This window comes from Paraglaciecola mesophila, from assembly GCF_009906955.1.
Classification (GTDB): domain Bacteria; phylum Pseudomonadota; class Gammaproteobacteria; order Enterobacterales; family Alteromonadaceae; genus Paraglaciecola; species Paraglaciecola mesophila_A.
In genome coordinates, this window is sequence record NZ_CP047656.1 from 1,327,046 (window position 1) to 1,340,475 (window position 13,430).

The 13,430-nt window shown below is 43.4% G+C and carries 16 protein-coding genes; 3 read left to right on the top strand and 13 right to left on the bottom strand.

The annotated features are described in order from the left end of the window. The first annotated feature begins 14 nt into the window (after nt 1-14). Nucleotides 15-530 (top strand): disulfide bond formation protein DsbB, encoded by a 516-nt coding sequence (gene dsbB / locus FX988_RS05665; protein WP_160178721.1) that lies wholly within the window; start codon nt 15-17, stop codon nt 528-530. A gap of 53 nt (nt 531-583) precedes the next feature. On the opposite strand, the gene ctlX is transcribed toward dsbB, so the two are convergent. Both ctlX and FX988_RS05675 read right to left on the bottom strand, forming a co-directional pair. Then, on the bottom strand, nt 584-1,540 hold the full coding sequence (gene ctlX, locus FX988_RS05670) for a citrulline utilization hydrolase CtlX (protein WP_160178722.1): 957 nt from the start codon (nt 1,538-1,540) through the stop codon (nt 584-586). A gap of 4 nt (nt 1,541-1,544) precedes the next feature. Further along, nucleotides 1,545-2,636 carry an ornithine cyclodeaminase gene (locus tag FX988_RS05675; protein WP_160178723.1) on the bottom strand — a complete coding sequence of 364 codons (1,092 nt, stop codon included), beginning with the start codon at nt 2,634-2,636 and terminating at the stop codon, nt 1,545-1,547. A 171-nt stretch (nt 2,637-2,807) separates the two neighbouring features. Between FX988_RS05675 and FX988_RS05680 the strand changes: the two genes are divergently transcribed. Together FX988_RS05680 and FX988_RS05685 are read left to right on the top strand one after the other, a co-directional pair. Continuing rightward, a complete protein-coding gene (locus tag FX988_RS05680; protein ID WP_160178724.1) occupies nt 2,808-3,242 on the top strand; it encodes an Lrp/AsnC family transcriptional regulator in 435 nt (144 codons plus the stop codon). Nucleotides 3,243-3,352: 110 nt separating this feature from the next. After that, nucleotides 3,353-4,843 carry a cryptochrome/photolyase family protein gene (locus tag FX988_RS05685; RefSeq protein WP_160178725.1) on the top strand — a complete coding sequence of 497 codons (1,491 nt, stop codon included), beginning with the start codon at nt 3,353-3,355 and terminating at the stop codon, nt 4,841-4,843. Between the two features lie 18 nt (nt 4,844-4,861). Here FX988_RS05685 and FX988_RS05690 read toward each other — a convergent pair whose 3' ends face one another. The 11 genes from FX988_RS05690 to FX988_RS05740 form a co-directional block, all read right to left on the bottom strand. Next, complete coding sequence (locus FX988_RS05690; protein WP_160178726.1) at nt 4,862-5,269, bottom strand: hypothetical protein; 408 nt, start codon at nt 5,267-5,269, stop codon at nt 4,862-4,864. Between the two features lie 55 nt (nt 5,270-5,324). Continuing rightward, nucleotides 5,325-5,819, bottom strand: coding sequence for a YcgN family cysteine cluster protein (locus tag FX988_RS05695; RefSeq protein WP_160178727.1), 495 nt, complete (start codon nt 5,817-5,819; stop codon nt 5,325-5,327). After that, nucleotides 5,812-6,198: a hypothetical protein gene (locus FX988_RS05700; RefSeq protein WP_160178728.1), complete on the bottom strand. Its 387-nt coding sequence runs from the start codon at nt 6,196-6,198 to the stop codon at nt 5,812-5,814. Before FX988_RS05700 ends, FX988_RS05695 begins: the two co-directional genes overlap by 8 nt. 64 nt (nt 6,199-6,262) lie before the next feature. Then, on the bottom strand, nt 6,263-6,922 hold the full coding sequence (locus FX988_RS05705; protein ID WP_160178729.1) for a fumarylacetoacetate hydrolase family protein: 660 nt from the start codon (nt 6,920-6,922) through the stop codon (nt 6,263-6,265). Further along, nucleotides 6,923-7,918 (bottom strand): lytic transglycosylase domain-containing protein, encoded by a 996-nt coding sequence (locus tag FX988_RS05710; RefSeq protein WP_160178730.1) that lies wholly within the window; start codon nt 7,916-7,918, stop codon nt 6,923-6,925. 68 nt (nt 7,919-7,986) lie between these two features. Next, nucleotides 7,987-8,274 (bottom strand): YcgL domain-containing protein, encoded by a 288-nt coding sequence (locus FX988_RS05715; RefSeq protein ID WP_160182109.1) that lies wholly within the window; start codon nt 8,272-8,274, stop codon nt 7,987-7,989. Further along, nucleotides 8,267-9,442, bottom strand: a complete 1,176-nt coding sequence (gene rnd, locus FX988_RS05720; protein WP_160178731.1) for a ribonuclease D — start codon at nt 9,440-9,442, stop codon at nt 8,267-8,269. The genes FX988_RS05715 and rnd overlap by 8 nt, the downstream gene beginning before the upstream one ends. 80 nt (nt 9,443-9,522) lie before the next feature. Next, nucleotides 9,523-11,181: a long-chain-fatty-acid--CoA ligase FadD gene (gene fadD, locus FX988_RS05725; protein ID WP_160178732.1), complete on the bottom strand. Its 1,659-nt coding sequence runs from the start codon at nt 11,179-11,181 to the stop codon at nt 9,523-9,525. Between the two features lie 151 nt (nt 11,182-11,332). Next, nucleotides 11,333-12,205 (bottom strand): alpha/beta fold hydrolase, encoded by an 873-nt coding sequence (locus FX988_RS05730; protein WP_160178733.1) that lies wholly within the window; start codon nt 12,203-12,205, stop codon nt 11,333-11,335. A gap of 92 nt (nt 12,206-12,297) precedes the next feature. Then, the gene (locus tag FX988_RS05735; RefSeq protein WP_160178734.1) at nt 12,298-12,894 is read right to left on the bottom strand and encodes a Slp family lipoprotein; all 597 of its coding nucleotides are present in this window, start codon (nt 12,892-12,894) and stop codon (nt 12,298-12,300) included. 187 nt (nt 12,895-13,081) lie between these two features. Next, nucleotides 13,082-13,393, bottom strand: coding sequence for a hypothetical protein (locus FX988_RS05740; protein WP_160178735.1), 312 nt, complete (start codon nt 13,391-13,393; stop codon nt 13,082-13,084). Between the last annotated feature and the right edge of the window lie 37 nt (nt 13,394-13,430).

Below are 13,430 nucleotides of genomic sequence, written 5' to 3' on the forward strand. Positions count from 1 at the left end.
TAACGAGTAAAACCATGTCTTTTATTTCTAATCTTTCTGAGACCCGCCTTGCTTGGGGTCTATTATTTTTATCTACCTTGGTGTTAGAGGCCTATGCCCTGTATACCCAACATGCGATGGATTTGCGCCCTTGTATTATGTGTATTTACCAACGTACAGCAGTCTTCGGCATTATGTTCGCCAGCGTTCCTGTTTTCCTCGCTAATAACATACTTACGCGCTTATTTGCGTATGCAGTATGGGGCGTGTCGGCTATTTGGGGGGGATTGATTGCATGGGAGCATTACGACCTTCAAACTGCGTCCAACCCTTTCTTTGCCACTTGTGAAATCGTGCCTAATTTCCCTAGCTGGTTGCCGTTACATGAATGGTTACCCAACCTATTTGCTGCAACAGGAGATTGCGGCGATATAGATTGGGTGTTTCTGCAGATGAGCATGCCCCAATGGATGATGGTGGTCTTTGCCATTTATAGCGCTATTTGGTTTGTCGTGCTCGGCGCGCGACTTTTAGTGAAACGCAGTGTTTAGGATAGACAAAAGCCAATCTTAAAAAGGGAGCCTTCGCTCCCTTTTTTCATGGTTTACTGCATCGGTCGCGCTGCTAAATGTATCCCCGCCAACATACAACGAATGGAACCACCCGCAGTCTCAATGGCCGATACGTCTAGTGGCACGAGCGTCACACTCTTTTCAAGTCTATCTCGCTGTGCACTCGTTAGCGCATCATAAGCGCGTTGCGATAACACGAGCAAACGATGGTGGGTACTTTGTAATTCGAGCGCATTACCGCAAAAATCAGCAATTTGCTCAGATGTAAGTACAATCACATCTCGGCCTGACTCTTTGAAGCGTGCGATCACTTCCTCGCGGCGACTTTCGTCACCGATCATATCGCTACCAAGCATGACAAAATCAGTACCAATACACATCAACACATTCGTGTGATACACAGCCACCCCATTCTCATCAGTGGCATCAAATAACATAGGTTCGTAATTAAAATGGCTACAAAAACGCTCTAACGCCAATGGGTTAGTTCGATTCGATTGAACCGCATACGCAACGCGTTCGATATGATCGAGCACCATGGCACCCGTCCCTTCTAAATACAGCTTATCGTGCTCAAGGCCCGAATAATCAATCACGTCTTGTACTCTGTATTCTTGTTTGAGCATATCAATGATATCGCTGCGCCTTTCTTTGCGCCGATTTTCCGCATACATAGGGTAAATCGCAATATGCCCACCGCTGTGCGTTGAAAACCAATTATTCGGAAACACGGAATCTGGCGTCTCTTGTGTTTCATCTTCAAAAATATGAACCCTAATGCCGTGTGAATTTAGGATCTCAGCGGCATGTGTAACCTGCGCATAAGCTTGTTTACGTAAACTAACATCACTGGTTAATTGCGCTATTTTTGCTTCATCACTTGCGAGGCGTTGAAATGCATTATCACCTTCAGTTTGCGGATTAGCATAGAAATAATGCGGGCGGATCATTATAACGGCTGACGGTGCCTGTGGATTGCGTTTACTCATCAGGTTAGCCTGCTTTTCTCATGATATTCTTGCTAACAAATAAGCTAAATAAATCTCGCGGATCATCGGGCGTGGCAATCAACTCAAGTTCTTTGGCAGGTAGGTGCTGTGACATCAGTTGATACACATAGCGCAGGGCAGAAAAATCTTCGATGGCAAACCCGACACCATCAAAAATGGTTAATTGCGAAGGTGACGTGCGTCCATCAACTTGTTGATTGATCACTTTGTACATTTCTGTAACGCCAAAGTCAGGGCTTAGTTGCTGAATATCTCCTTCAATACGCGTTTGCTCTTCAAACTCCACAAATACCTTGCCGCGTAATAATAAATCCTTGTCTAGCTCGGTTTTACCTGGGCAGTCACCACCAATAGCATTGATATACACCCCATCATTGACCATATCGGAAGTTAAAATAGTCGCATTGCGTTTGTCCGCAGTGCAGGTTGTAATAATGTCAGCCCCTTGAATCGCTTCTTTGGCACTGACACATATCGTCACGTCAAAACCATGTTGTAAAAGATTAGCTCGGCATTTTTGGCTGGCGTTACTGTCTACGTCATAAAGACGCAAGGTATTCACGCCCAATAATGTGCGAAATGAAAATGCCTGAAATTCAGATTGTGCTCCATTTCCAATAAGCGCCATACATTGGCTATTTTTAGGCGCTAAATAGGTCGCCATTAGTGCTGAAGTAGCCCCTGTGCGCAGCGCAGTTAACACAGTCATTTCAGATAACAATAAGGGGTAGCCAGAATCCACGTCAGCCAATACACCAAAAGCAGTAACGGTTTGCAGGCCTTTTTGGGTATTTTTAGGATGGCCATTAACGTATTTAAAGCTAAAGTTTTGCCCGTCACTGGTTGGCATTAACTCAATCACACCGTCGGGTGAATGTGCCGCAAACCGAGGGGATTTATCAAACAAAGACCAACGTTTGAAATCGGCCTCAATCGTTTTCGCCAACCCTGATATAAACGTTTCCATTCCTACTAGGGAGACCAACTCCAGTAAGTCTTGAACGCTTAAAAACGCCACTTGTGATACCGCGGCTTGTACTGGGTTTTGTTCTGAATTTGGCTTAGAAGATTGCATAACTGACTCACTCAAAATAAAGGTGACGTCAGTGTAATTAGTCAGCCAGCTAGGTTAAATGCCAAAAAGTTGCAAATATTGTGGGGATATAGTGCATATAGACACCCTACACAATACAATATGCTAATTAAGACACCATTTTGATAGTAGATATGAATAAAGGCACCAATAATGAAAGAAACCCAAATACTTGATGACCTAGACATTAATTTAATTGCTATTTTACGCAAAGACGGGCGTGCCCCAGTGGCTAAACTATCGCAAATCCTTGGGGTATCTCGTGGAACCGTGCAGAATCGATTAGATAGATTACTCAGCTCTGGCGCGATTTTGGGGTTCACAATCCGCGCCCATCACGAGGTCGAGCAAAATCTGATTAAAGCAATTATGATGATTGAAGTAGCGGGAAAATCCACTTCACAAGTGATCCAAAAACTACGCGGTCTCCCCGAACTTACCCATATGCACACCACAAATGGCGCATGGGATTTAATCGCCAATATTCAAACCACCACACTCACCGAATTTGACCTAGTACTAAGAAGGGTGCGCACAACTCCAGGTGTTCTTAACAGTGAAACCAGTATCTTGCTTAGTTCGATATAGGAATAAAAAGGCAAAAAACGTAGGTAAGTGTGCACGCTTAAAGGCGTCAATCGATCCAAAATGCCCCGCCCTCGTACAAGTCAAAAAAGCCCTATAAACGAGACATTATTGTGCACTCAGCTTGGATTATTTTCCCTCAGCAATTATTTGCTGAGCATCCCTGTATTAACGATGAATGCAAGCAGGTCTACTTGGTAGAAGACGATCTATTTTTTGGTGATAGCATTTATCCCCAGTGCTTTCATCAACAAAAACTGCAATTACATATAGCATCGATGGCGTATTATGAAGATTATTTGCGCGCAAAAGGGCTGAGCTGCCTCAGCCTGAAATATCAAGAGGGTAGCGCCAGTCAAACTCGACTGTTTACTTTACTTGTCGACCATGGCGTCACGCATATTCATACGTTAGACCCAGTCGATTACCTGTTAAAAAAACGACTTGAAGACAACGCCCATCGCAATAACCTTCAGATCACTTGGTACAAGACAGCTGGCTTCTTAAACTCCCAGCGCCAAAATAGTGCTTATCGAGAACATAAAAACCGCTGGTACATGGCAGACTTTTATCAATTTCAGCGTAAACGTATGAACATCCTCGTTGAAAATGACCAACCTGTCGGCGGGCGCTGGAGCTACGATCATGAAAACCGTAAAAAAATTCCTAAGCGCGATCTCGATAAAATCCCAACAATGGAATTAGCAAGTAAGACCCCCTATCATGTAGCAGCGATCGCTCGCTTGCAAAAAGAGTTTTCACATCACCCTGGAGAGGGGCAAAAAATAATATACCCGGCTACCCATCATGACGCGCAGCATTGGTTAGATAATTTTTTTGAGCAACGCTTTGATCAATTTGGTCCCTTTGAAGATGCCATAGTAGAAGGCCAAAGTTGGCTATATCACAGTATTCTTACCCCCATGCTCAACATTGGTTTGTTAACACCTAAACAAGTGATAAGCCAAGCCATACACTATGCTAAAGAGCATGACGTTCCGCTTGCTAGCGTAGAAGGGTTTGTACGGCAAATTATAGGATGGCGAGAGTTCATGCGGGCGACTTACAATGATTTGGGGGTATCAATGCGTACCGCTAATCATTGGCAGCATCATCGCGCAATACCAGGGTCGTTTTATCGAGGCGACACCAAAATAGCCCCCATCGACGACACCATAAGGCGTATCTTACAAACAGGCTATTGTCATCACATTGAGCGGTTGATGGTACTAGGAGGGTTCTTTTTTCTTTGTGAATTCGAACCAAACGAAATATATCGCTGGTTTATGGATATGTTTGTGGATAGCTACGATTGGGTGATGGTGCCCAATGTGTATGCTATGAGTCAACACGCTGACGGCGGACAAATCACGACTAAACCGTATTTCTGCGGGTCGAATTACATTATAAAAATGAGTCACTACAAAAAAGGGCCATGGTCGGAGGTTTGGGACGCTTTATATTGGCGCTGGATAATAAAAAACCACACCGAACTTAAAAAAAATCACCGCTGGGCAATGATGTGCAGCCAAGTGGATAAAATGGTGGAAAGTAAAAAACAAGGGTATCTAAATACCGCTAACCAATTCTTATCACAAATCTAATTGCTGATAGTGCGGAGACTATTCACCATTCACCGCGGGGTTCACACCTTCAAAATCGTACAACAACCAACTGATCGCTTTACTTTTGGATTCGTAGGTTCGAATAGGCAGTTCAAGCTCATGGCAGATATGGTCAATAAATTCGTTGGTATATTCCCCTGGAGCAATTAAACGTGCAATTTTGATTGACGCTAGCCAATTCTCTTTCTTCATTTTTTCAAACGCTTCGACTAAGGGCACTGGGTCATAGTTCATGCCTATCTCAGTGAGATCGAGCAAAACGCCCGTTAGCTTGTGCTCAATAGCTAAGGCAAGTGCCTTTTGGATCACAATACCCATTTTGTCCACATGACTAATGTCACCAGACGCTTCGAAGATAACCAGTTTATTGACTATGTCTAATCTGTGATGTTGAGTAAAAATCATTTTACTACCTCTTTGAGCCCTTAGGATAACACTCGTTTGTAATAAAACATCCTTATTAATCTGTGTCCTCTATCGGCCATGTGGCGATATAATCTTCGAAATCTTCTAATTCGACATCATGATCGAAAACCGTTTTCCCGCGCACTGACATTCCTACCTTGTGCATCTTGGCTTTTTTGCCCTTGTTTAAAAGTGGGTGCCATGAAGGTAAACCTCGACCTTCGTGCAAACGCCGGTAACTGCAACTGGTCGGCATAAAAAATATGTCATCAATATTCTCTTTGGTCAATTTTACGCAATCAGGCACCAATACAGTGCGTTCTTCGTAACGAGTGCAGTTGCAGGTTTTCGTGTTCAACAAACCACAGGCAATATTGGTATAATGAATTTGTTCACCTGCTTGAATATGCGCTGTTGGGGCGGCTGATTCAGCTTCATCATCATCGATAAATTTATGCAAACAGCATTTAGCACAACCATCACATATTGATTCCCATTGTGCTTCGTTCATTTTTTCTAGCGGCGTATCGAGCCAAAATCTATCATTCATAATCGTATAATAACCAGGCAATTGCCTTACTTTTCGTATCAAATGTTTTAATCGGCAGATTGAATTTTTGGGTAATCTCGGCAATTAAACCATGAGTGTGGGAATGAGCGGCATTAGGAACAAGCCTAGCCAATCTGAGTATACCAAACCAGTCTTCGTCTCGCATGCGAACAAACGCATCTATCATCAAGACGTTGTCATAAGTTACTTTTAACCCAGTGAGATCGAGTAAGATCCCTTTCAGATTATGTATATGAGCCAAATTGATCGCTTTTTTGATGACCACTTCCATTTTATCAACATGATCTACATGACCCACAGCTTCAAAAATAACCAACCTATTGACTAAATCCAATCGGTGTTGCTGTGTGAAAACCATGGTTTACTACTCTTGTTCATTGGCTTATCGCCTGTTTAAATGCTAGCCAAGGGTGAATTTTGCTTCAAGTAACTTTAGTCTTAATCAATAAATGCTCTTTTAACACTAAGCGCAATTCGTCACCTTCCTTGAGTGGTCCTACCCCCTTAGGTGTACCTGTTAGCACTATGTCTCCTGGCAATAAGGTAAAACTTTTTGAGATATCCACTAATAAAGACGTTATGCAGTGCATCATATTTGCACTATTGCCTTGTTGCCTCACGTTATCATTGACCGATAAACTGAATTCAATATTTCCCTCAATATCAATCTTATCGATAGAAACAAAAGGAGAAATGGGGCAACTAAAGTCAAACCCTTTCGCTCGCTCCCAAGGCTGGCCTTTTGCTTTTAATGCCCCCTGAACGTCACGTAGCGTAAGATCTAACCCTAAACCTACCCCCTGGATACTGCGTTTAGCCGTGTCTTCATCGCAATCGGTAAGTTGTTTGCCAACCAAAATAGCGATTTCCAGTTCGTTATGGCAACTGCCTTTATCCTTCGGAATGGAAATGGGCTGCTGTACGTCACACAAAGCTGTGCTGGGCTTTATAAATAACAATGGCTGTTCGGGTACTTCGTTATTTAACTCTTGAATATGTTCAAGATAATTGCGCCCTACACAAACCACTTTGCCTACGGGTAGATCGATAGGCCGACCATTGACATCATGATGCTGATACATTTAATTGCCCTTTTTGATGCGATCTGACAAATATCCCACAGATACACCGAAGTAACTAGAACGATTCCAGCCCATCAGAGTATGAAAATTATTGTAAACCAAATAGATACGCCCTTTTTCACCATCAGGCATAATGAGAGAGGCCTTCACATTCACAGCCGGTAGGGCGCTGCCATCATATTTGCGTACACCTAGGTCTTGCCACTGTTGCAACGTGCGCATTTTAGCTTTTTCTAACCCAGCTAACGATAAATCAAAGTCAGGGCTCAAGGTTACTTGTCGCCCCCATGTTGCGCTGTCACTCCAGCCTTCTGTTTTTAAAAAATTGGCGATTGACGCGAATACATCAGCAGGGTTATTCCAAATATCTTTCTTACCATCACCGTCAAAATCATAGGCATAATGTAAGAAAGATGTCGGCATGAATTGACTCTGTCCCATGGCCCCAGCCCAAGAGCCTAAGAATTGTTCCTGATTAATATGGCCTTGTTGCAAAATATCTAATGCGGCGTAAAGCTGCTTCTTAAACATGGTTTCACGACGTCCCTCATAAGCCATAGTCGTCAGTGATGAGATAACAGGATACTTGCCAGTAATTTTGCCAAAGTTACTTTCATTCCCCCATAGCGCCACAATAAACCGTGCCTGCACACCAAATTTGTTCTCAACTTGGTGTAGCACATCTTCATGCTCCTTTAGTAACTCAACGGCTTGCTGCACTTTCCAGTCAGGTACCCGCGTTGCGAGGTAAGTATCTAAGGTTAGTTTTCGTTCAGGCTGATTTTTATCCGCTGTTACCACTCGTTGGCGAAAAGTGGCATCAGTAAAGACCCGCTCAAGAAATGATGGTTCGTAGCCTTTGGCGATAGCTTCTTCTTTGAAATTCTGAATATAGCGTTCAAACCCTTCTTGGCTTTTATCAGCTTGTGCGTTGGCCGGTTCGGGTAGCAGTAAAAGACACGTTATGATTAAAATGTAAAAAGCCAAACGAGACATTATACGCTCCTTAAAGAGTAATAAATGGAAAGTCGGAGAAATAGGAAAAGCGTTTTCCACCCAAGACATTATTCCTTGGGTGTTTGTGCAGCCAGATGTTGCTTGAGTAAATTTTCTTGTGGAGGGGGTAGCTGTAGATAAAAACCATTTTTTGTCAATTCGTCTCGCAACGTCTGTATATCAACCTGCCCCAAAGTTCTATCTTTCTTGATAGGCATGATCATAATAAAATGAGGCGTACCAAACATTTCCATCAATGGTTCAGGAACGCGAGAAAAATCATCACGACCAGGCACATATAAATAAGTATCTGCTTTCCTTGTGCTTTTATACACCGCGCACAATAAATTAAGCATCATTTGATTCCCCCGCTCTGATTGACACCAACATATTCAAACCATCGACATTTTCTAAGGCCCCACGTAAATGTTCCCCTCGCCAGCCTTCTAGCAAATCGGGTAACAAGCCTTGTGCTCGCGTGTCATCTTCCTTAAACCAGCACCACTTTATTAGTTGGTTGATTTGTTTTTTCGAACCAATAAGTTCCACAGGTATGTGGAGTTTTTCTGCCGTTTGTACACAGACTTGGCGCACAGCTGCTGCGACTTTTTTAAAGCGTGAGAAATCCACTAGCCGCTCTACCGGTTGGGGATACTGCGCGGCATCTACTTGCTCAGCTGCGGCAACAATATCAAGCATTGCTTGCCCATTGATACGAATTTCTTGCGGCGTGAGGCCAGATATTTGATGTAGGGCATTTTTACTCGTAGGCAGTTTTTTCGCGACTTCAACTAAATTGGTTTCCCGCACAACAAAATTCAGTGCCAAATCGCGCTGTTGCGCTTCTTTGGCTCGCCACGCGGCGAGCTGCTGTAATACATACAAAGACTTACCCGTCACGTGCCAATTGTTTTTGATATTCAAATAGAGCAATTCGTAAGGAATTTGACTTTGTTTTTTACGTGATAAATTTTCCATTTCAGCAAACACCCAAGCTTGTCGGCCTTGAGCGCGGGTTTTATTCAGTAAAGTGGGATAAAGCTGGAACAAGTACAACACGTCATAGGCGGCATAGCGACACTGCTCAGGGGACAAAGGCCTAGCTAGCCAATCGGTGCGCGATTCACCTTTATCTACCTGGATATCCAGCATGACTTCAACTAACTTTGCATAGCCTAATGACGGACCCATACCGACGATAGCCGCAGCGAACTGGCTGTCAAAAATAGGTTTAGGCACAACGTCCAATGCACAGATAAAGGTTTCAATATCTTCAGAACAGGAGTGCAAAACTTTGACGATATTTTCATCGGTTAGAATCGCTTTAAGTGCACTAAAGTCACTGATTTCCAATGGGTCAATAAGCGCGATTTGCTGTCCATCGTATATTTGAATCAAACCGAGTTTCGGATACAAAGTACGGGTGCGCACAAACTCAGTATCAACGGCAATCGCGTCAGCTTTTGCCAATTGAGCGCAATAGGCGTTCAAGGTTTCATTTGTGGTAATTGATATATATTGCACGTCTTTCCAAACACATAAAAAAGCCAGCAAAAAGCCGGCGTTTATCTATAAAACAATCACAAGCGTCTTGAACGCTGCCATTATTTCTCGTCGCGAAGTTCTCTGCGCAGTATCTTACCAACATTCGATTTTGGAAGCTCGTCTCTAAACTCAACTTTTTTCGGAACCTTGTATCCAGTTAAGTGTTTACGGCAGTGCTCAATCACGTCTTGCTCTGATAGGCTGTCATCGTGGCGAACCACGAACAACTTCACCACTTCGCCAGATGCTTCATGGGGAACACCTACCGCAGCGACTTCAACAATCCCATCATGCATGGCTACGACTTCTTCTATTTCATTCGGAAATACATTAAATCCTGACACCAAAATCATGTCTTTTTTACGATCTACTATATAGAAATAGCCGTCTTCGTCACAGCGGGCAATATCCCCTGTGGCCAACCAGCCATCATTTATGATCTCATCGGTCGCATCAGGTCTGTTCAAGTACCCTAACATTACCTGCGGACCCTTAACTAACATTTCTCCTGGCTCGCCGATGCCGACATCTACCCCATTGTCATCAACTAACCGAATATCAGTCGAGGGCAACGGCAAACCAATTGAACCGTTGTATTGTTCTAACTGAGGCGGGTTAACGCTAACAATAGGGCTGCACTCTGTTAGACCATAGCCTTCAAGTAGCACGTGACCGGTTAGTTTATACCAACGCTCAGCGACAGAGCGCTGCACCGCCATACCACCACCAAGAGAAAACTTCACATTGGAAAAATCAAGTTCAGCAAAACTTGGGGTATTAAGTAAACCGTTAAACAGCGTATTGACACCGGTTAACACAGTGAAGGGATACTTACCTAGCTCGTTAACAAACGCGGTCATGTCTCTGGGATTGGTGATCAATAAATTGGCACAGCCTAGTTTTAGGAACAACAAGCAGTTCGCCTGCAATGCGAAGATATGATAAAGCGGCAGAGCAGTGACGACCAATTCTTTATTGGGCTCGGTTACGGTATTTAAAATCGCCGAAGCTTGTTCTAAGTTAGCCACCATATTTCTATGAGAGAGCATAGCGCCCTTCGATACACCTGTCGTTCCCCCTGTGTATTGCAAAAACGCAATATCATCGCCACACACATTCGGCCGCTCATAGGATTTGCTTGCCCCTTCTTTCACTGCGTCCATAAACTGCATAGCAGAGGGCAAGGTATAAGCAGGAACCATTTTTTTCACGTATTTAACAACAAAGTTAGTCAGCCATTTCTTAGGCACTCCTAACATATCGCCTATTTGCGTGAGCAAAACAGACTGAATCGGGGTGTCATCAATCACTTCACTTAATGTGCACGCAAAGTTTTCAACAATGATAATGGCTTTGGCGTCAGCATCATTGAGTTGATGCTTAAGTTCCCGTGCGGTGTATTGAGGGTTAACATTGACCACGACCATTCCAGCACGCAGCACGCCAAACAACGCAATAGGATATTGCAGCAAGTTAGGCATCATAATAGCGACCGCATCGCCTTTTTTTAAGCCAGAATGTTGAAGGTAAGCTGCGAATTGCTTAGATTTTTGCTCAAGCTCTTTGAAAGTGATCGACTGACCTAAATTGATATAACTCACGCTGTCAGCGTAAGTTGATACAGCCTGTTCAAATATATCGTTTATAGAAGCGTAACTATCAGGATTGATTTCATGAGGTACTCGAGCGTCATAACTCTTTAACCAGGACTTTTCCACATTGCCTCCTCGGCGCCACCTCGACCACAGAAAAATGCACAAATGCGATGGTCGACGGTATTATACTACTTATTGCGCCGCATAATACCCAAAGGCTATAGAAAGATAAACGCAGATCCCTACAAATAATTAACATTTTAACCATAAATAGTTAATTTTCGTGTACAAAGTGCAATATATGCGCAGAAACTGCCTGCGGATTATCCAGCTGCGGATGATGTGACCCTGGGGCTTGCAAGAATTTAACCTGCTTTATCCAGTTTTTTCGTAGTTCGGCGTTTTTTTTCACTATTTCGTAACCGTTATCCGCAATGATTAAAATGGTCGGACAAGTAATGGCTTCTAAAAATGCCTGAGCTTGCTCTTCGGTAAGTCGTAAAGAAGAAAACGTTCTCAGTCGTCTATCTGTAGTGAATTCAAGTTGTCCGTTTATCTCTGTGAGATTACGCTCAACTAATATCGCTGCACAATCCTCTGAAAATCCACCGGCAATTGCGCGTGCGCGAATAACACTTTGCTTATTTGACGGATGCTTGCCCGTACTCGCCGCACCGGCTAAACGGCTCTCAATAGATTCACGTAATTGTGCTGGGCTACTTTCACTTTCTTTAGTAAACGGCCCTAAGGATTCGATTGTTATATATTTACTCACCTTCTCTGGAAAGCAACTGGTATACATAGAGCCGATAATGCCGCCCATCGAATGCCCCAGTAAAATAAAATTATCCCAGCCTTGAGACTCGACCACCTCATGTACGTCATAAACAAAGTCAACTAAATGATAGTGGGCATCTTTACTGCGGTGATCAGATTTACCATGACCAGCGAGATCCAGTGAGACCAAATAAAAATCGGTTAAATAGCCGGCCAGTGGTTCAAATGTGGCGGCATTGTCTAGCCAACCATGTAACGCAACAATAAGGGGTTTAGAGGGGTTGCCAAAACCTAGGCCACGGAGCGTGATATTGCGCAGGGGAAATTCAAGTTCTTGTTTACGAATGTCTTTTATATTCATTTCTTGCATGATTTATCCATAAAAAAACGGCTATCAGAGATACCAAAAAGGTATGACATGAGTAGCCGTTTCATCTGCTTTTTACAGCAACACTCGCTAAATCAGTTGCTTTTCGCCTTAGCTGACGACTTCGATTTTGCTGGGCTACTTCGTGTGCGATGCGTATTACGTATAATCAGCCGGTTGTGGAACGGGCGATTGTACCAACCGTATCGCCAGTAATCATAAGGCCAAACGCTTATCATATTCACATCAACTTGCTGAATCTCTTTCCATAAGTAATAGCCACTTGAAGCAAGTGTCGGAAACACATATTCATGCTCACCTACCATACCTTTCTCTAAGCGCACGAAATCACCGGTAAAGGTCATGGTTCGGCCTTTCTTATACACCATAGGATCTAAGAAACCACTTACATAAACCCGAAAGCGCCCAATACTTTCATCGCCTTGCAGTGGACGACCATAACTGCGCAGCGGGTAATACACCATTTCAATCAGTGTATCATTGGGTTTGTTTTCCACTTTAGCTATCACCCCGCCCCAACGAGCCTTCTGACCTAAAACATCTTTAGATTTCGACGCCGCTTCTTGATACGTAATCAAGTTCGTCTCATCAGGTAACTGAATTTGCTCCGGAAGTGTTGAACAACCTGCTAACCACATTGTAACGAATAGGAAACCTATTTTAGTGTACATAACGACCTCGACAAAAATACATCAATGAACTAACGATACTACAGATCTGGCTAAAGCAGAACTTAACAATCTTTAAATGGCTTGTATCAAAACGTTACAGGCAGGAAGCATACTAAGGGACAGTTTTACTAAGGTAGTGACTCTAAAAGGCTTATTTAAACAACAAGAAAGCGTTGCTAACTGGCACTTAAGCGAAGGTATCAACGCCTAACATTTGCTGAATCTCACTGCGTCGCTCTTCTTTGGACACACTCTGATAGATATCAATCGCGTTTTGCGAACTAAAGGTTGAGGTATCGTCAGCACTGGCTTGCTGACGAAATGTATCTGCTTGGCTGAACGCTTCTACTGAGCCACTGCGAATAATGTCCTGTACATTTTTAGCACCGTCAAACGCCGATGCCACATCTTGCTTGGCATTATCTTCTTGCTTGTTGCGCTTAATTGCATTGTCGTGCAATGGGCGTTGCAATGCGCTAACGGACGATTCGACTCTCACGTGACCCTCTTATTCACTCAATTAAACAGATAACGAT